The 19,213-nt window shown below is 29.9% G+C and carries 24 protein-coding genes; 4 read left to right on the forward strand and 20 right to left on the reverse strand.

Annotated elements, in window-relative coordinates:
- Nucleotides 1–82 precede the first annotated feature (82 nt).
- The 18 genes from JM80_RS08570 to JM80_RS08655 form a co-directional block, all read right to left on the reverse strand.
- Nucleotides 83–685: a short chain dehydrogenase gene (locus tag JM80_RS08570; protein WP_038504602.1), complete on the reverse strand. Its 603-nt coding sequence runs from the start codon at nt 683–685 to the stop codon at nt 83–85.
- A gap of 32 nt (nt 686–717) precedes the next feature.
- A complete protein-coding gene (locus tag JM80_RS08575; RefSeq protein ID WP_013619965.1) occupies nt 718–966 on the reverse strand; it encodes a hypothetical protein in 249 nt (82 codons plus the stop codon).
- Nucleotides 967–1,009: 43 nt separating this feature from the next.
- The gene (locus tag JM80_RS08580) at nt 1,010–1,312 is read right to left on the reverse strand and encodes a helix-turn-helix transcriptional regulator (protein WP_013619964.1); all 303 of its coding nucleotides are present in this window, start codon (nt 1,310–1,312) and stop codon (nt 1,010–1,012) included.
- A 61-nt stretch (nt 1,313–1,373) separates the two neighbouring features.
- A complete protein-coding gene (locus JM80_RS08585; RefSeq protein WP_089118577.1) occupies nt 1,374–2,264 on the reverse strand; it encodes a hypothetical protein in 891 nt (296 codons plus the stop codon).
- 51 nt (nt 2,265–2,315) lie between these two features.
- The gene (locus JM80_RS08590; RefSeq protein WP_144709726.1) at nt 2,316–4,574 is read right to left on the reverse strand and encodes an FUSC family membrane protein; all 2,259 of its coding nucleotides are present in this window, start codon (nt 4,572–4,574) and stop codon (nt 2,316–2,318) included.
- A gap of 85 nt (nt 4,575–4,659) precedes the next feature.
- On the reverse strand, nt 4,660–5,424 hold the full coding sequence (locus JM80_RS08595; RefSeq protein WP_013619961.1) for an aspartate/glutamate racemase family protein: 765 nt from the start codon (nt 5,422–5,424) through the stop codon (nt 4,660–4,662).
- A gap of 59 nt (nt 5,425–5,483) precedes the next feature.
- Nucleotides 5,484–6,152 (reverse strand): haloacid dehalogenase type II, encoded by a 669-nt coding sequence (locus JM80_RS08600; RefSeq protein ID WP_144709728.1) that lies wholly within the window; start codon nt 6,150–6,152, stop codon nt 5,484–5,486.
- Nucleotides 6,153–6,158: 6 nt separating this feature from the next.
- Nucleotides 6,159–7,238 carry an L-dopachrome tautomerase-related protein gene (locus tag JM80_RS08605; RefSeq protein ID WP_144709730.1) on the reverse strand — a complete coding sequence of 360 codons (1,080 nt, stop codon included), beginning with the start codon at nt 7,236–7,238 and terminating at the stop codon, nt 6,159–6,161.
- Between the two features lie 3 nt (nt 7,239–7,241).
- Nucleotides 7,242–7,886 (reverse strand): DsbA family oxidoreductase, encoded by a 645-nt coding sequence (locus tag JM80_RS08610; RefSeq protein WP_013619958.1) that lies wholly within the window; start codon nt 7,884–7,886, stop codon nt 7,242–7,244.
- Nucleotides 7,887–7,889: 3 nt separating this feature from the next.
- On the reverse strand, nt 7,890–8,204 hold the full coding sequence (locus tag JM80_RS08615) for an EthD family reductase (RefSeq protein WP_075694303.1): 315 nt from the start codon (nt 8,202–8,204) through the stop codon (nt 7,890–7,892).
- Nucleotides 8,205–8,396: 192 nt separating this feature from the next.
- A complete protein-coding gene (locus tag JM80_RS08620; RefSeq protein ID WP_144709732.1) occupies nt 8,397–8,948 on the reverse strand; it encodes a carboxymuconolactone decarboxylase family protein in 552 nt (183 codons plus the stop codon).
- A 77-nt stretch (nt 8,949–9,025) separates the two neighbouring features.
- Nucleotides 9,026–9,589, reverse strand: coding sequence for a TetR/AcrR family transcriptional regulator (locus JM80_RS08625; RefSeq protein ID WP_144709734.1), 564 nt, complete (start codon nt 9,587–9,589; stop codon nt 9,026–9,028).
- A 213-nt stretch (nt 9,590–9,802) separates the two neighbouring features.
- Nucleotides 9,803–10,639 carry a phosphatase PAP2 family protein gene (locus tag JM80_RS08630; protein WP_034646304.1) on the reverse strand — a complete coding sequence of 279 codons (837 nt, stop codon included), beginning with the start codon at nt 10,637–10,639 and terminating at the stop codon, nt 9,803–9,805.
- A 162-nt stretch (nt 10,640–10,801) separates the two neighbouring features.
- Entirely contained in the window at nt 10,802–11,323 is a 522-nt protein-coding gene (locus tag JM80_RS08635) for a GNAT family N-acetyltransferase (protein ID WP_089118573.1), read from the reverse strand.
- Nucleotides 11,324–11,338: 15 nt separating this feature from the next.
- Nucleotides 11,339–12,316, reverse strand: a complete 978-nt coding sequence (locus JM80_RS08640; protein ID WP_144709736.1) for a glycosyl transferase family 90 — start codon at nt 12,314–12,316, stop codon at nt 11,339–11,341.
- Between the two features lie 173 nt (nt 12,317–12,489).
- Entirely contained in the window at nt 12,490–12,957 is a 468-nt protein-coding gene (locus tag JM80_RS08645; RefSeq protein ID WP_144709738.1) for a hypothetical protein, read from the reverse strand.
- Nucleotides 12,958–13,701, reverse strand: coding sequence for a YoaK family protein (locus JM80_RS08650; protein WP_144709740.1), 744 nt, complete (start codon nt 13,699–13,701; stop codon nt 12,958–12,960).
- Between the two features lie 161 nt (nt 13,702–13,862).
- Nucleotides 13,863–14,375, reverse strand: coding sequence for a VOC family protein (locus JM80_RS08655; protein ID WP_038504571.1), 513 nt, complete (start codon nt 14,373–14,375; stop codon nt 13,863–13,865).
- Between the two features lie 157 nt (nt 14,376–14,532).
- On the opposite strand from JM80_RS08655, the gene JM80_RS08660 reads away from it, so the two are divergent.
- Complete coding sequence (locus tag JM80_RS08660; RefSeq protein WP_051456107.1) at nt 14,533–14,817, forward strand: helix-turn-helix domain-containing protein; 285 nt, start codon at nt 14,533–14,535, stop codon at nt 14,815–14,817.
- A 9-nt stretch (nt 14,818–14,826) separates the two neighbouring features.
- Here the strand turns inward: JM80_RS08660 and JM80_RS08665 are convergent, their stop codons facing one another.
- Nucleotides 14,827–15,345 carry an NUDIX hydrolase gene (locus tag JM80_RS08665; RefSeq protein ID WP_144709742.1) on the reverse strand — a complete coding sequence of 173 codons (519 nt, stop codon included), beginning with the start codon at nt 15,343–15,345 and terminating at the stop codon, nt 14,827–14,829.
- A gap of 91 nt (nt 15,346–15,436) precedes the next feature.
- Nucleotides 15,437–16,468, reverse strand: a complete 1,032-nt coding sequence (locus tag JM80_RS08670) for a serine hydrolase (protein WP_144709744.1) — start codon at nt 16,466–16,468, stop codon at nt 15,437–15,439.
- Between the two features lie 341 nt (nt 16,469–16,809).
- On the opposite strand from JM80_RS08670, the gene JM80_RS08675 reads away from it, so the two are divergent.
- The 3 genes from JM80_RS08675 to map all read left to right on the forward strand — a co-directional run bounded on the left by JM80_RS08675 (nt 16,810) and on the right by map (nt 19,094).
- A complete protein-coding gene (locus tag JM80_RS08675; RefSeq protein ID WP_034647451.1) occupies nt 16,810–17,550 on the forward strand; it encodes a DUF2927 domain-containing protein in 741 nt (246 codons plus the stop codon).
- A gap of 233 nt (nt 17,551–17,783) precedes the next feature.
- A complete protein-coding gene (locus JM80_RS08680; RefSeq protein ID WP_144709746.1) occupies nt 17,784–18,266 on the forward strand; it encodes a DUF4240 domain-containing protein in 483 nt (160 codons plus the stop codon).
- Nucleotides 18,267–18,329: 63 nt separating this feature from the next.
- A complete protein-coding gene (map, locus tag JM80_RS08685; protein ID WP_034646318.1) occupies nt 18,330–19,094 on the forward strand; it encodes a type I methionyl aminopeptidase in 765 nt (254 codons plus the stop codon).
- The last annotated feature ends 119 nt before the right edge of the window (nt 19,095–19,213 follow it).

Genomic DNA, 19,213 nt, shown 5'->3' on the forward strand with positions numbered 1-19,213 from the left:
TGTGTTTATAAAATACCTTATTAGGTACTGCAAAAGTAGTAAAAGCCCCGAGTTTTTAAGCGTATTTAATTTTTTTTTAACCTTAATTATATAATCTTATTATTTCTCCGTTGCGTTTGCCTTTTACGCTTCTAACATAAGCGCCAATAAGCCTGTTCATTGATATTGGCATATTTCCTGGAAAAAAATCTTTATACTTTTCATATGCATCCTCTACAACATTAGCAGACACGGCATTAACTCTTATTCCGTTTTCTATTTCTAATGCAACGGCCATAACAAAACTATGTATAGCCCCATTAACCATTGCAGCACTAGTAGTTTTAGCTACAGGATCATCTGCTAAAATGCCAGTAGTTAAAGTTATAGATCCATTTGTGGTTAAATAATCCTTGCCAATACGTACCAGGTTTACTTGTCCCATTAATTTACTATTTAGGCCTATATGGTAGTCTTCTTCAGTTAAATTATTAAAAGTGTCCCATTTGGCTTCGCCGGCAATAGATATAATTGCATTGAGTTTACCAGTTTTAGCAAACATTTTTTTTATAGATGTGCTATCTGCTATGTCTACTGTTAGGTCTCCACTTGTTCTTCCTGCAACAAGTACTTCAGCTTCATTTTTAAAGTGGGCTGTTACTTTTTTTCCTATGGTACCATTACCACCAACAATTAAAATTTTCATATCAATATATTTTATAGTTAAACGTATAAGTTTTAAATGGTTTTTCTTCTATTTCGGTTTTTATAAATGGTTAATGTGGCAATTATACTCCACAATAAATTGGTTACAAAAGGCGGAATAGCATTGTAGTAATAGCAATTTATGGCAATAAATAGTCCGCCAATTAGGTTAAGGTATTTACCGTAATTTAAAAACTTTTTGTTTTCAATAAGTGTAAAGCCATATGCTATTATAATAAAAGCAGATCCAGACCAACCCAAAATATCAATAAGTGTTTTCATATTGTTATATCTAAATATGTCTATATATAAAGTAAAAAAAATACTAACTTATAAAACTAGTATACTCTTTAATAATTTTTTCGTTTCGTTTAAAATAAGACCATTTTCCGTGTTTGGTAACCACAAGCAATCCGCATTTTTCCATATTAGTTAAATAGGTAGAAATGGTAGATTGAGAAAGTCCAGATTTTTCTTGAATATATGTAACACAAACTCCATCATTAAAATGTTTTAAAGTTTCGTGTGGCGGAAAATTAGCTTCAGGTTTTTTTAACCACTCCATAATTTGAACTCTGGTTTGGTTAGATAAACATTTTCCTATTTCTGTTGCTAATTTAATATTCATACTTCAAATATATCTATAATTCTAGATATATAAAAACGTAAAAATCATATTAACTTATAATTTAACAAATAGGTTCCCAATAATTTGCGTGAAGTAGAAAATTTTTAAAATTAATAGCTTTTGGTTTATCGCCTTTTTCTTTTATAAAAAAGGAACCCTTTTCTTTGTTCCATCCTAAAATTATGTAGCTATGTTCTATAGTTAAATAAGTGTTGTAAATATTTTTTAGCTCGGTAAAAATAGCAGACAACTCCTTAGTACTACTAAAAGCTTTATTAGTAATGCTAGTTTTAATAACCTTTAAATCCTTTGGAGAAATACTATCTATAGCTCCAGAAATTAAATAAGTTATAGTTTCATTATTTTCAATACCAGTTACAATTTTTTTTATATCAGATATAGATTTTGGTTCTGCTTTGTTTTGGCTGTAGCTATATACCCAAGCGCTTTTTTGTTTGGCGTTTAACCCAAAAGGAATAAGCTCTGGAGTTACTTTAGTATCTGTGCCTTTAATAGGAATAGTAAAATTAAGGTAAAAAGCAGGGTTTTTTAAAAAAGGAATTATTTGTGTTGATGAAAAAGAATTAAAGCCAAAACCTTTTGGTAATACTTGATTTAACTCTTGGTTTATTTTTACATTTTTGGTCCAACTGCAATCATTTTCATTAGTCTGTAGTAAAGTATAGTTGTTTTTATCATCTTTGTAAGCAGCAACTTTTGCACTACAATAACAACCACAAGTAGGGTATGTACCGCAAACTTCTAGATATCCATTTTTGGTATCCTCTATAATTTCTAAATTATTTTTATCTTTTTCATCTAAGTCATTAAAATTTGAAAAACAGCTTTCTACGTTCTCCCAAAGCAATTTTTTTAACTCATTATTTTCTTGCGCCAAAATAGCATTAGAGAATAGTATAACGCAGCATATACTGAAAACAATTTTTTTCATATATCAATGTTTTGTGATTGTAATTTATTTAAAAATAGCAAATTAAAATCACTATTTAAAAACGTCTGTATATTTAGCTGTTACCTTGCTTAGATTTTCTGATAAGGTTTTAAGCCACACTAATTGGTTAGATATTAGGTGAGATTCTTGTAAATTTAGCAAAGTATCTTCATCAATTTCTGTTTTACCTGCCTCAATATCTTTATCTCTGGCCAATGCTAAAGCATCAAAATCTTTTAATAGTTTTTGTTGCGCTTTGTTTACATGATGTTCTTCTTCATCTGCAGTAAAATTCACCTGCTCTAAAGTTAATGCAGAGTTTTTTAAAGAGTTATTAATGCTAAACACAATAATATCAAACTCTTTAGATGCAGGAGTAGTTTTATGGTTTAAAATATAGCTGCCTATAGATGCTATTGCAGATAACATTGTGTGGTTTAAGGTAACAATATCATAAATTAAAACAGATTGTTTTTGTTTAGATTTTGGGTCTTGAGTTAATCGTTGAAAAGCCGCATTTAAGTTGCTCATTGCTAAAAAGGCTTCTTTTCTATAAACTTTATATTCTAAAGAATTGTGTTCTTTATTATGATAGAGTTTTTTAGTGGCTTCCAAATAATCTCTATTACTAAGGATAACTTTTAATATAACAGTATCTAAATTTTTATACTCCCAACTAGGAAAAATAATATAGTTAGCAAATACTGCTATACCTGCACCAATAACGGTATCTATTACCCTATACTGAATTACAGAAAAAGCATTAGGATCTAATAATGCATATACAAAAACAATATTAAGAGTAATAAAAGCAGCGCCAGCTTTGTAACTTTGCTGTATTAATGAAAAAGCAAAGGTTAAAGATAGTACAGCCAAAACCATATAAACAATAGTGTTTTGTGTAATAAGTACTATTATAGTGGCAATTACGGCGCCAATAATAGTACCTATAATACGGTTTTTAGAGCGCTCTTTGGTTAAACCATAATTAGGTCTCATAATTACTATTATGGTAAGCACAATCCAATAGGCATTTTTAATATCTAAAATACTACCAATTACAAACCCAAAAATAATAGCTAATGATAATCTTAGTGCGTGCCTAAGCATAGGCGATTTTAAGCTAAAGTGTTGTAAAAGAATATTGAACTTATATTCCTGTAGCGTTAAAAACTGTTTAGATTCTTGTGTTTTTAGTAAAACTTTTGATACATTTTCTGAATTATTTAAAACACGTCTAATAGCTTTAATTTCGGCTAAAAGTTGTTTTTGGTAATCATGCAAGTTGCGCAATGTAATAGCACCATCTCTTGCTTTTGGTAGTTTTACTTCTTCTATATAAGCATTAATAGATTTGTTACATTCTTTAAGTGTTTTATTGAGTAAAGAAATATCTGGTAATTCTCTTTTTTTAAGTAATAATTCTGATAAAGCAATAAGGTGGTTACCCATTACTTTATTCATTTTTTTAAACGATTTTAGATGGTGTTTTTGTAGCTCAAAAAGAGAATCTATTTTAGAATAATCTAAATTATTGGCTAAAGCGAGCTCAAAAATATCTACCAGAGAAATAAAAATAAGTAGTCTTTTTTCATTAGATAAAGACCTACCAGAACGCTTACGATCCTTTAATAGTAATTCCCTTAGTGTTTCGTGTTTATCGCTTATTTGCGTTTGTATAACCAAGGCTTTGGTAGAAAACTTATCTCTTTTAGCAGGTTTGGTTAAAATTTTAGCTCTAATTTTTAAATACTTTCCAGTAAGCGCAGAGGTGTCAGACAATAGTTGGTCTACATCTTTTTTAGGAGAAATCCATCCAGAGATTAATGAAACAACCAAATACCATAAGCCACCAACACCTAGTAAACCTATATGTTGCCAAATTTCTGTAATCTCTGTTTTTTTAACAGCCAAGCCAAGTACAATAGCTAATAAGCCAGAGAAAGAAACCAAAGAGGCTCTAAACCCATAGGCAGAAATTAAAGCTATTAAAAAGCTTAAAATAGCAATGGCTATAAGTAATAAGGTAAAAATTGGTTTGGTAAAAAGGATTACAGTAGTTACAATTAAGGTTAATGTAATACCAATTAAAATACCATTTATTTTTCGTTTTAGGCTGCCAGGAACATCACTTGGTGCATTTAAAAAAGCACCTAAAACTATAGAAGGAGCATACTCTATTTGTCCTATTAAATAAAAAAAAGCTAAAGGTATAACAACAGATATTGTAAGTACAATACCTCTATAAAAGCTAGACCCTTTTAAAAAGAGCTCTATAGTTTTTAAATATGTAGTAATTTTTTTTTGCATTGTTGGCAAAGATAGGCTAATTGTTTTTTAGCTATTTTGCCCTTAATGTTAATTAAAATGCAATTAATTATTAGGTTTTAGACACTTAATATATAGCTGTTTTAGAAGCTTCAGTTTTTTTAGACTCCCTAATTAATGCACTAGCTAAAACTGTTGTAGCATCTATAATTAAACTATCTTCTATTTTTTCAGACTGTATGGCAAGCGGAATTTCTGTGCATCCTAAAATTACAGCCTGTGCACCTTTTCTAGACAAGTATGTTGCTGCCATACTAAGGTTTTCTTTTGCTTTTTGATTAACAGGATTAGAAAAAGCTTTAATACCATAGTTGGCATCATATATAGAAGGATGAACAAACAAATTTTGAATATCTTCTGAAGGTTGAATAACTTCTATATTATACTTGGCCAAAACATCTGGATATACTTTTGCCAAAATAGTACCTGTTGTACCTAAAACTCCAACCCTTGTAATTTCTGGGTGTTTTGTAGCTATATATAAGCCAACTTCTTCAATAAGGTTAACAAGTATGCAAGACTCTGGTATGCTTTTTTCTATTAAATTAAAAATTGGTTTAGCATGAGCAGTGTTACAAGGAATTGCTATAATATTAGAACCACTAGCTATTAATGTTGCTATAATTTCTGATATGGCTATACCAGGATTAACATCTGTTTCTCCTAATAAATATTTAGTACGATCTATTATTTTATGAGGTACAGATAACATAGAAACAGGTAAATGTTCTTGGTCTGATTTTGCCTCTGTAAGGTCATAAACCTTTTTAATTAAGTCTATGCCTGCATAACTACCAACACCACCTACTATACCAATTGTTTTATTTATCATAGCCAAAAAATTAAGGGTGTAAAATAACAGTAAAATTTAATGAGTTTGTTCTAAAAAAACTATAAATTTTTAACTAATTCTGTTAAGTTGTGTATTGTAGTAGTAGGCTCTATTCCCCAAGGATCCATAATAGCATCTGGTGTACGTTGTACCCAAGCAGAGTGCATACCAAACATTTTAGAACCAATAACATCAAAATTATTACTAGATATTAACCAGCTTTCTTCCTTTTTAGCATTAGTACTTTCTAAAAAATAGTCATATACAATAGGACTAGGTTTAAACATTTTTACATTTTCAACACTAATTACGTCTTCAAAATAATTAAAAATACTAGCTGTTTTAAGCAGTTTAGTAACGGCTTCTTTACTGCCGTTAGAAAAAGCAAATAACCTGTGTCCTGCAGTTTTTAAATCTTCCAATGCATCTTTAACATCATCAAAGGCAGGTAGCACAGTATATTCATTTAAAAGAGCCTCTTTTTGCTCACAGCTTAAAGTAACATTAAACTTTTTGCAAACAAAATTTAAGGCATTGTCTGTGCATATTGAAAAATCTGTGTACTTATCCATTAAACCTCTTCTAAATGAATACTCTAATTGCTTATCTCGCCAAGTATCCATAAATGGTTTAGCGGTATCTTTCCCTAATAGTTTTTCTAAAGATACAAGTACAGAAGAGGTATTTATTAGTGTACCATATACATCAAAAGCTAAGGTATATTTCATATTTTTTTATTTAGGTAGTTTAATTTTATAAACTGTAAAATTCATTGCAGATATATCTGCACTAACTTCATTAATTCTAGAGTTGGTATAGTATAAATAGTTGTTGTAAATACTAAATGTATCTGCCCATTTTACAGCGTCTCCTTCTAGTAAAATATATGTGCTGCCATCTGGTTTACGGTACATAATTTTATCATTTTCTAAATCTGCATAGTATAGGTAGCCTTTATTGTCAAAAATCATTCCGTCTGGAGCACTAGTTTTAGCTTCAAAAGTGACTTCTTTTTCTAAAGCAATACTATCTTTTAACGTTAAAGCAGCAGTTGGTATGCTATACAAACTATAACCAGTAAGTGCGTGGTAGTATAACTTATCATTTTTTGTGTCTAATGCAATACCATCAGAATGTACAGTATTTGTCCATTTTTTAGAGTTAAAGGTCAAAAAATCTACTTCTGCTTTTGTAGAAGAATGATTGTCTAAAACTCTGGTAAACTTTTCTGTTTTTAAATCTAAAATTACCAAGCCCGAATTGCCAGAGTCTGTAAAGTATATTTTATTTTTTTTATGATCTACTCTTAAATCATTAATATAGGAGTTAGGGTGATAAGTGCCATTATTTAAAATATAAGCGTGTTCTAAGTTTTTGGTTTTTATATTAAACACAAATACTCTTGGCGCATCTAAAACCTCTTGAAAAAGTGGACTTCTAGTATCTAAAACGTATAAAAAATCATTAGAAGCAACAACAGATTGTACGCCTACAAATTTGTTAGGAGAAACAGGATCTCCAATTTTCCAAGAATTCCATTCTTTGTTAGGAAAAGGGGAGTGGTTATTTCCACTAATTTCCACTACAGAATTGGTAACACCTTTTCTCCATCTGGGAAAGTTTACAAAAATACGCCCCTTGTTACTTACCGTAACACCAGTAACTTGTTGTCCTTTAAAAGAGGTAACTTTAATAGGTGTATTGGCAGTAGTGTTGGTTGTGTTTAATAAACTATCATTGGTGGTATTAGATTCTTTTTCTTTACAGGATATAAATAAAATACAAATTACAATTATGTAGCTTAGTTTTTTCATTGCTTAAGATTCTAATAACTCAGTTAATACTTGTTTATAAACAGCTACAGGTTGCGCACCTGTTAATGCACTTTTACGGTTAAAAACTACGGTAGGTACAGAGTTTACACCTAGACTTTTCCAATAATCTTCATCAGACTTAACCTTAGTTCTTTTGTCTTGGCTGTCTAATAAAGCAAAAGCTTCACTGGTATTTAGGCCAACAGTCTCTAGCTCTTGTTTAAGAATGTCTCTGTTAGAAACATCTTTGCGTTCGCCAAAAAAGGCATTCATTAAGCGCATTTTTAATTGTGTTTGCTTTCCGTTTTCTTTAGCATATTCTAACAATACGTGTGCATCAAAAGTATTTGCCATACGCATTCCCTTAAAATAATCAAATTTAAACCCAAGTTCAGCTCCAAAATCTGTCATACGTTCTTGTGACTCTTGTTGCTGTTCTGGAGTAGAGCCATATTTTTCTGTAATATGCTCTTCTAAATCCTGACCATTAGTAGGCATATTAGGGTTTAATTGAAAAGGTTGCCATTCTAGTTCTATCTTATCTTGAATACCCATTTCTGTAATAGCCTGTTCTAAGCGTTTGTATCCAATGGCACACCAAGGGCAAACAACATCAGAAACAACATCAATCTTTATTTTATTACTCATAATTTAAAATGTAATTAGTTCGCTAATTTGCAACTCTCCTTGTACGTTACTATAATTTACTACGTCTGCAGCAAATGTTTTAGCGTGTGGTGTAAAAGAAGCCTGAAAAGATTCAATATCATTAAATTTTAAGTGAGCAATTGCCACATAAGGTGCTGGTTCTCCGGGAACTCTACTTGCCATACCCAGGTCTAATTCTAGTCCTTTTAGTGCATCTCCTAGTGCCTTTACAACCATTGGTAAATGCTTTGTTTTGTAATAGTTGGCATTAAACTCTACGTCTTTGCCATTTGGGTACATTACAGATACTTTTATCATAACTTTTTATTTATTTTAAACACCAAAACAGTGTCACACATAAAATTACAAATTGTAAATATGTGTGCATACTTATTTGTGTTTTCTTTAAGTTTTATTATTGATAAAAAATAACCTTCCGCAGGGGAAACGGAAGGTTAAATGTCGCTATCTTCTTCATTCTAAAAAAAAACAACATATTGCGACAATTTTTTATTTTTTAGACCAAGCAAATTTTTGGAAAGCTTCATCTACAGGTGTATTAGCAATGTGGTTTGTGTAATTACTAATTACTTTTTGAGATAAACCTAAAATTATTTCTAAAACGTGTTGTTCTCCATAACCAGCAGCATAAAAAGCATCTAACTCTTCTTTAGAAACATTACCACGATTTTTAACAATAGCTAAAGTCATTGTACGCAAAGCTTCTAATTTTGCATCTTCTAACGGAGTTTCATCACGTAAGGCATCAATAATTGCATCATCAACCTTCATCATTTTAGCAATACCTGTATGTGCAGGAACACAGTAATGACAAGCGTGTTCTACATTAATTACTTGCCATACAACAGTTAGCTCAGCTTCGTTAAAAGAAGTCTGAGTAAATAACTCATGCAATGTTTGGTAAGCTTCTAAAATTTGTGGAGAACTAGCTAATACCCCGTGTAAACCAGGTATCATACCATACGCTTTTTTAGATTTTTCTAGTAATGGTTTTGCAGCTTCTGGTGCAGACTCAATGTTGTGTACTTTTAAAGTTGTCATAATTTTAATTTTTATGTTATTAATTTTTGTTTGAATTCAAAACTAAGCATTTGCTTAGTTATTTTATAAAAAAAATGTTACAGGTTTGTAAATGTAACTTCTATTATATTATTTAATTGCTCTTTAGTAAACACTTTAGATGCTATAGACAAGCCTAAAATTGCATTCATTAAATAATCTGCTTGCTGTTGTACTAAGGAGTTACTCTTTTTGTCGTCTTGTTTTAAATTGCTTACAAATAAATCTCTAATTTCATTGGCAAACTTTTTAAGCTCTATTATTACCTCAGGTTCTTCCTCTTCTTTAACCTCATTTACTGTATTGGTTACTAGGCATCCTTTGCGTAGTTTTCCTTCGCTTGAAAACTCAATAAAATCATAAAAATATTGCTTAATGCCAACAATACCGTTGTTAGATGCTTTAAGTTTATTTTTAATAGTATTAATTTGTTTTTTGTAGTATTTAACGCTTTCTAAAAATACTCCTTGTTTGTTTTTAAAACTAGAGTAGATAGAGAATTGGTTTATACCCATTTCTTTTTCTAACATACGAACAGTAGTAGACTCATAGCCATTACGCCAAAAAAGGCCCATAGCTTTTTTTATTACTTCTTCTTCGTTATATTGTTTTTTACGTGCCATTATTAATGTAACTACAATGCAAAGCTAAGCAGTTGCTTTGATATAGAAAACTATTTAAGATTATTTAACACATTTACTAAATAAACAGTTGCATAATTCTGCTTACTAACCATCATATATAGGCTTTACAATAGTAACCTTACTATACAAGACAGCTGTTTACAGCTAAATTTAATATGCGTAAAACAGGTTAATAAGAAAAAAGTAATATTTTTAAAAAGTACCAACAATACCAATTTGACTACCAGAAAATTTTAAATTCCAAGTAACTAATTTTGGTTTAATAGGGTAGTCGTACAACTTTTCTTTAAACAAAAATTTATCTATACCATCTACAACAAAAATGCTAAATGCAGCACCAAAGGCAACATCACTTAACCAATGAGATCCGTTTACCATTCTAGATATAGCAGGCAAACTGCCAACAGAGTAAATACCAACTTTTGCCCAAGTATTGTTAACCTGTTTAGCAATAGAATGTGCTACCGTCATCCCCAAAACTGTATGTCCAGACGGAAAAGAAAAGTATTCTTCTGTACCCTCAAAAGGTTTAAAAGTATATGGGTCTTTACCAGAATATGGTCTTGCGCGCCCAAAGGCAGAACGCGCCATAATCTGTAAATACCCAGCAGTAATAGATGAAGAAATAATTAAAACACCTGTTTTACGTATTTGTTCATTTTTAGTAAATAAGCCAACACCGTAAACACCTGCATTTAACGCAAAATAGTATTGTGGCTTAGCAAAGTAAAAACCAAATTCTTTTACAGCGTGTGGTAAGTGTTGTTCTTGATTTATAAAAAAGTCACTAGTTTGCCTGTCTGCAGTTGCAATTATAGCAGTACCAACAAATAGGCTTCCAAACTTAGCAAAGTCCTTTCCTTTCCAATGTAATGGTCTAGTTACAGAGTGTTTTATACCACGCCATGATGAGTTGGCATCATACTTAAAAGTTTTCCAGATAGTGGTACTATCTGTAGGTTTATTTAGTTGCTGAGCAGAACCAGTAAATGAACATAAAAGTAACAATAGTATAAAACCTAAACGCATAACTTGTGGTTTTTGTAATAGTTAATAATACTAATTTATGCTTTAAAATTACCTTAGTAATCTGCTGTATTAGTATAGAATTAGCCGGCGAAATTAGCACTATATATTTATAGAAACAATGTAATTTATCTAATTTATTAAGTTTAGAGGCTTTTTAAACGCTTAATTGTTACTTATTTTAAAAAGTAACAACACTTCATCATCATTAGGTAAGGTTGTGGTTCCTGTTAATTTAAAACCTAATTTTACCAGTAAATTTTGAGAATTGATATTATCTTTAGTGGTAATAGCACTAATTTCTTTTAAATTAAATGTAGAAAAAGCAGTATGTTTTAGAGCATTGGTAGCTTCATAAGCGTACCCTTTTTTTTCATATTCTGCTAAAAAGGCAAAACCTATATCTATACCCTCTAAACCGTCTCTGTTATACAAACCACAAGAGCCAATTTTAACGTTGTCTTCCTTTCTAATAACGGTATAGTTAGAGAAGCCGAATTGGTAAAGCTGAGGTAGCATTTTCTCTTTTATATACGTTTTAGCATCAGAAATATTGGTTACGTTTCGGTTACCAATGTATTGTAACCACTTAGGAGAATTTAAAAGTTGAAAAATAAATTCAGCATCTTCTTCTGTAGTAGGTTTAATGTATAACCTGTCTGTTTCAAATGCCTTATAATTTTTCATCTTTTAGCAACTGCTTTAGTACTGATTGGTTTTTTCAAAATATTTATTCATGACAAGAAGAGATATTAAATCTTCTCTCTTTTTGTTTTTAAATTTTTGAACATATTCATTAGCATTTTTTACAATCTCTTGTGCCTTATCTGGGTTATCTATATAAAATTGTAGTCTTTCTTCTAAATCAGAAAAATCTTCTTTTATAGCAACATAATGGTAATCTGGTATAAGAGTACCTTCCATAAACCAAGTCTCAAATTTAGCTTTAGGCATAACAGCTAATGAGCCAGAAGACATTACCCATTTTAAATTACTAGCAACATCATTACCCTCTAGACACAGAATAAATTTGTAGTAAAGTTTTTCAGAAATAGTCATTCTATTCACTTTCCATTTCTCTATAATTTTATGAGTATTTACCATACCAATATCACACATAGGATGATTAAAATACATTTCTAAAAATTTAATTCTATGGGGCTGTGATTTAAAAATTTGACCACGACTAACTAATATATTCTTCTTTTTAGCAAAAGGTACTTTATCTTTTTTAACAAACATAAAGTGTCTAACCTTATTCCATTTTAATAAAATAGAGTTTTGGTTAGCATTACTAACAGGTCTACTTTTAACAAAAGCGGGTTCTTTATATACCTTTGTTATATCACCAAATAAAAAATGGGCTTTTAAAGACTGTTTAAAATATCTCCCATATTCATACACATCAAAAAAATATTCTTTAGAACCTTTTTTTAGCTCTAACTCATCAAATCTTTTTGCTTCTTCAGATAAATTAAAAGGAGTATCTAACTTATTGTAATAGTTTACTCTAGTATTAATTTCTTCAATTTCATCTTTACTTAGGCTATTAATACTATTCAGTTTTTTTTGTAACTTTTTCTGATAAAAACTTACAGGCATAAGCTGTCTTAAATAGTTTTTTCCGTAGTATTTTATTTTACTATTCTTGTGTTTGTAAGACAACCTTTTTAATTCCATTAGTTTAATTTTAATTTAAGATTTAACTTAATGTTACTATTAGTAACCAATAAATTATTTTACAAATATAAAAGACTAGTTTTATATGAAGTTATAATTTGAAGTAAACCATAAAGAAACTTTTTTGGCTATTTAAAATACAGTAAATATGCTTTACATAGCATATAGCTTTATTAGTATAACTCAACTTTAGAAATACTACCATTTTTTACTGCTATACTTATTGTAGGATACTCTTGGTTTTGTTTAGACTCTAGGTTTAGCTCAAAATCTAGACCTTTATCGTTATTTGTGTATATGGCAGCAAGAAAAAACTCATTTTTCCAGTTTTTTAACTCTTGTTTTTTAAAAAAATATTGGTTGCTTATTTCATTTTCAATTTTAAGTAAGTAGTCGTTTTTCCAGTTTTTAAGTAAATCGGATATAAAATTTAATTGGTTAGGGTAGGGGCTAGTATTATTTCCGTTTATAAAAATAGATGTCACACAATCAGCGCTATCATTATAATATAGATTAGTTTTTCCAATCCAGTAATAAGTTTTAGAAGTATTGTTACCCTTTATTCTTTGACTAACAAATTCACCTAAATAAGGATGATTAAAAACTTTTTTACTGCCAAATATGTAACTGATTAAACCCATTTAATTTTTAAGTTTCTTTTGATTATACTTTCTTTTTCTTTTAATTAATTTGTATCTAAAATCGTCATAAAACAAACTAATTAATAAAATAACAGCAGCAATACTAAGTGTATTTAATATAAAATTCAATTTAGAAAAAAAGAAACCACCAATGAGTCCGCCTCCAAAAAAGAATAAAATAATGTAGACTCTTAGTTTAATAGTAGATTTTAGGTTTTGTTTATGTGGAGCAGATTTTATAAAAAACAACTGAGAAATTTCTATTCCCAAATCTGTAAAAAGTCCTGTTAAATGTGTGGTCCTAACTATGGCATTAGATATTTTGGTAACATATGAGTTTTGTAAACCCATTGCAAATAGTAATAAGTAGGCAATAGCATTGGGGTGTTTTATTGCTACAAAGTTGCTAAAAAGCGCAATAGAAATTAAAATTACAGATTCTATGACCGTAGGAATAACAAAAACATTTAGTTTTTTATTTGCTCTGTACTTTTCAATAAGAAAACTAGATGTAAAGGAGCCAAACAAAAACGAGAAAATATATAAAAAGTAAATAGTTCCTTTCCAAAAATCAAAATTAGTAAGGTCATATATAAAAAGCGCAAAATGTCCGGTAACATTTGTTGTTAGTTGCTTAAATTCTAAAAAACCAGAAACATTTACCATACCAGCAACTAATGATAGTACTGTTGCAATTTGTAAATTGTGTTTAAAAGTTCTGTTTTTGTTCTTGTGTCTAAACATCAAATTTTATTTAGTGAACTACAGTAGTAAATAGTGTTAAAACAAACTATTTTGAGCCACTAAATTACTAAATACAGACAGTATAACACCATTATAAACACAAAAAAGCAAAGAGCCTCAATAACTAGTTCTTTGCTTGTTATAGCATATTTTTATAATATTTATTTGGCATACGCTCCCGAGGAGTAAGTTAACTCATAGCTATGGGTATATATTTCAAAAACAATTCCAAAAGGGTCTTCTACATAACACATCTTAAAAGGTTTGTCTTCTGGGTAATATTCCCTAACAGGCATTCTTTGTTTACCACCGTTTGCTACAATTTTAGCAATTAGTTCTTCAATATTTGGATCTTGAATACAAAAGTGAAATAAACCAGTATTAAAAGGATTAAATTCTGGAGCTTCTTTAACTCCGTGTGGGAAAGAAAACAATTCTACACCAATGCCGTCAGATGTTGCTAAGTGTGCAATCTCAAACTCTGTCCAATCCTCACCAAAAACATCTATGCACATTTGCCCAATAGCTGTTTCTGCTTCTTTTTTTACTTTTGATGGAGGCATAATTATGTACCAACCCATTACATTAGAGTAAAATTCTACAGCTTTGTGAATATCAGGAACAGTAATTCCTATATGTGAAAATGATTTAGGATAATCTTTGTTATTTTTCATAAGTTCTAAATTAGACCGCAAAATTAAATTATATTTGCCTTTTTGGCAATAACTTACTAAAAAGTAATATAGTTACCTAAAAGAGTAAATTGCTGATTTTTAATATAATAAAACTTTAATTTTGAATAAAGAAATTAGCTGTCCGTTAAATTATACAATGAATTTAATAGGAACAAAGTGGAAACCATTAATCCTTTTTCATTTACTAGATGAAGATTTAAGGTCTGGTATATTACAAAAGAAAATTTCTGGTATCTCTAACAAAATGTTTACACAAACAGTTAGGGAATTAGAAAAAGATGAATTAGTTTTTAGAAAAATATACCCAGTAGTACCGCCAAAGGTAGAATACGGATTAACACCCAGAGGAAAATCTTTAGAGCAAATTTTAAGGAGTTTAGACCAATGGGGTTTAAAAGATTATACTAAAATAAAAGAGTAGAGGCAATCACTAAATTAACTGTGCAGCAATGTGCTTTAGTAAAAAAGTTTCTCGTTCTATAGACATTCCTTTTTTGTCACTAGTAGCCATAGTTTTTTCATTGTGTTTAATAGCATCAAAAATGTTAACCCATTTGGCATACATACCATTTTTTATTTCGTAAGATTCCATTTTGGAAACTCCCAATACCTCATTTACAGAGCAAGTGTAGCAGTAAGATATCATATGCTGAATATCAAACTCTGGTTTGTGCCAAGGTCTGTATTCCTCATAAACACCAAATGGCTTAATATCTGTAATGTCTTTGGCTCCAGTTTCTTCAACAAGCTCACGTATCATACCATTTACGTAGTCCTCATCCTTATCTAAACCACCACCAGGCAAACTATAATCCTCATACCTTTCTGTGTAAAGTAGTAAAATATTAGCTCCTTTAATAGCAATACTTCTGGTAGCAAGTCTAGTAAAAACAGATTTGTTTTCTAGTGTTTTAACATCTGGGTGGTAATGCGTTTTTAAAATTTGCATATAGTAACTTCTGTTTTTAGCAAAGGTAAGGCAACGTACCGTTTAGTTTAGGTGTTTAAATGTAAATACGTTTTCTTTATTTTTAATAGGACTATTTACCATTATTTTGTTCAATAATTTTTATAATTCTATTGTATGATATTTCAGATAAGTTCCAGTTGTAGCCACTAAAATCTGTAGTATTGGTAAACTGCACAACAACAGCGTCTATATTTTTATGGTACTCTGCAATACTTTGGTAGCCAGGTATAAGGCCGGTATGGTTGTACTTGTATATTGAAGCGTAAATTTCATTTTCAGTACCAGTAAATAAGCTACCATTATTTAAAGCACGTAAAAATATACCAACATCTTCTGCAGTAGCAATCATAGAGCCATAATTTGTGGTTTTTATGTCCTTTTGTATACCAACGTAATAACCACTCATTAAGTTATCTAAATTAATATCTTTAATAGAGTTATAAGTGTTTGTAATACCTAACGGATTTAAAATAACTTGCTTTATATAATTAAATTTTGATTGTTTAGATGCTTTTTCTATAAGCAAAGAAAGTAGCAAATAATTGGTATTGCTATACTCGTAATCTGTATTGGGTTTAAAGTTAGCAGGTAAACCTTTTATTAACTCAAGAGCTTCTTGAGCATTTTGTGTGGGGTTGTTCCAAAAATTAGGAGTATTAGTATAATTAGGAATACCACTGCGGTGTTGTACCATCATTTTTACAGTAATTTTATCTGCATACTCAATTTTGCCATTAAGCTCAGGAAAATAATAAGCTAAGCTTTTGTTTAGGTCTAGTTTATTTTGTCCAATAAGTTTGGTAATGGCAACAGCAGTGTACAATTTATCTATGCTAGCAATTTTAAATAAAGCATTTGGTTTAGCAGCAATTTTTTGTTCTTTATTATGCCAACCATTGGCATAAAAAGCAGGCGGTTTACCAGCAACATCTACGTATAGTATAACGCCATCAAAACCATAATTAATAGTCTGGTTTAGTTGCTGCTGTATAGTATTTGGTATAGGTTTAAGCCAAGCGGTTACAATAGGCCAAGGCACATAAAATAAAGACACTACTGTAGAGACAAGCAGTAGTGCTCTAAAAATATTTTTTTTGCTCATTGGTATACCTCTTTAAATGTAAGTAAACAACCAGTATATAATTTTAGCAATTAGTAATGTTAAAATTATACCATTTTACTTTTTCTTTGGTGTTTTTCATACTGTTTTATGCTTATAACATAAAGTGCGTTTAATAGCTAAGATAAAAAAATACAAACTAACAGCCAATTGGTACCATTTATAAATTATTTTAATGCATTTACACATATCTGTAATTCTACCACAAAAAATGTTTTTATATTGTAAGAAAATTAAGCGCTAAAAGCAAAAATGTGCGTTTATTACGCCAATAGGGGTGAATAAACGCAATTAATTGCGTTTATATATAGTTGTAAAACATTTTGAAAACCAAAGCCTTATTGAAAGAGAGAACCATACTTTTTATTATTTTATTAATAACCCTTGGAATAATTGTTTATAATTCAGTTGATTTTAATGACCATGAATTATCAGAATATGATAGAGAACTAGTCAGTTATTTTAGTGAAGTTGCCTTAAGTGCGGAATTTTATGACAACTCAGATAGAATAATTAAATGGACTGAACCTATGAATCTTTATATATGGAAAGATGGGGAGTTTAACAGACAGGTTTCAATAATTAAGAACACAATTAATAAAATCAATAACCTTATCGAGGGCGAATTTAAAATTAAATTAGTAGATAATTACCTTAAAAGCAATGCCGTTATTTTCCTTATGGAAAAAGATGAAGTTGAGTCATTAGTTCCTAAAATTTTTGAAGGTATCGAAGAGGAACTAGCAGGATTAGCTCTTATCGAGTATGAATTAGACAATTATGAAATTAAACATGCAAAAATATTCATTGATATTAATGAACCTCTTCAGACTCAAGAATCTACAATTTTAGAAGAATTAACTCAAAGTATTGGTTTAATGAATGATTCTGAAAAATATTCAAAGAGTATTTTTTATCAAAATAAAGCACTCGACAGTATTAATACTGTGGAATATTCGAAAATGGATGTAGATATTATTAAAATACTTTATCATCCAAAAATGAAACCAGGACTAAACATTAAAAAAGCAGAAAAGGTAATCAAGCAAATTTTGAAAAATTAAAAACGTTTTACAACAATACCTAAACGTAATGCGGTCTTTAGGGTAAAATTGAAAGGTCTGTGTTTATTTACAAAGACCGCCAAATCGTTGATTTGGCTTCAGAACAAAAAAAGTTAAAACAAAATAAATCCCGAAGCGTTTGGATGGCTAAGTACTTAATCGGAAATTAATTGCTTGCTTTTTATTCAACGTCACATAATATTTAGAGTTGTGTAGCATAAAAAAATATAAAAATGGAAGAAGAGCAATTTTGGAAAATAATAGAGCAATCTTGGGAAGATTCTCCACAAATAAAAAAACTACGAGATGAGGCTAAAGACAACGAAGCGTCTTTAGAACAATTGAGTTATAAATTAGAAGAAGATATTACAGAAAACTATATAAAAAGGTTATCTAAACTTGGTAAAGAAGAATTAACTGAATTTATTCATTTCTTAGAAGAAAGAATTTACCATATAGATAGGAAAGAAATACATACCTATACAGATGGTTCTGATGATGGATTTTTATACTGTAGGTGTTTTATTTTAGGAATGGGTAAGGATTATTATAACTCAATTGATAACAACCCCTCTAAAGCTAAATTTGACTTAGAAGCTGAAGGATTTGGATTTTCAGCATATCAAGTATATGAAGAATTATTTAATGAAGAATTTGATAGATATTCTAGCCACTCAATGGAGTCTTGTTCAAACTCAAACGGTTGGAGCGAATAATACCAATAACGCTGTAGAATAACGTCCATAAGCAAACTCTTGTAACTCATAAGAAAAATAAAAATGTCTATAACAACAGAATCAGAATTACTAGGAATGATAAAAGTTAGTGAAGTTGTTGGTACTACACTAAAATTAATGAAAGAGTATGCTAAAATTGGTATGTCTACCAAAGAACTAGATGCATATGGAGGAGAAATATTAAAAAGTTTCGGCGCTAAGTCTGCTCCTTATGAAACCTATGGTTTTCCTGGTTATGCTTGTATAAGTGTTAATAAAGAAGCTGCTCACGGTATACCATCTAAAAATAAAATACTTAAAGATGGTGATTTAATAAATATTGATGTTTCTGCTGAGTTAAATGGATTTTGGTCAGACAATGGAGGTTCTTTTGTTCTTGGTGAGGATATTCATAATCATCAACCTCTTGTTGATGCTTCTAAAAACATCTTAAAAAAAGCTATTATCAACATAAAAGGTGGTGTAAAAATAGCAGACATTGGACACTTAATAGAGTCCGAGGCTAAGAAATCTGGTTTTAAAGTAATTAAAAATTTAGCAGGTCATGGAGTTGGTAGAAGTTTGCATGAAGAACCTGAAAATATTTTAAATTACAGAGTTAGAACAAATAGAGAACGATTTAAAAAAAATACTACAGTTGCAATAGAGACTTTTATTTCTACAAAATCTACCGTTGCTGTAGAGTTAAAAGATGGCTGGACTTTGGTTGGCAATAAAGGAGGATACGTAACACAGCATGAGCAAACAATACTAATTACAGATAACACTCCAATAATTTTAACAGAATCTAATGGTATGTGGAACTAAAACTGATTACAAGATTGTTAATATAAAAGCTTAACAAAAAAAGGATATTTTTATTTACCTCTCCTAAATATATTTTTAATATCGAATATAAATTAAAAGCCAACAAATATGTGTTGTTA

Source organism: Cellulophaga sp. RHA_52 (assembly GCF_007827205.1).
Classification (GTDB): domain Bacteria; phylum Bacteroidota; class Bacteroidia; order Flavobacteriales; family Flavobacteriaceae; genus Cellulophaga; species Cellulophaga lytica.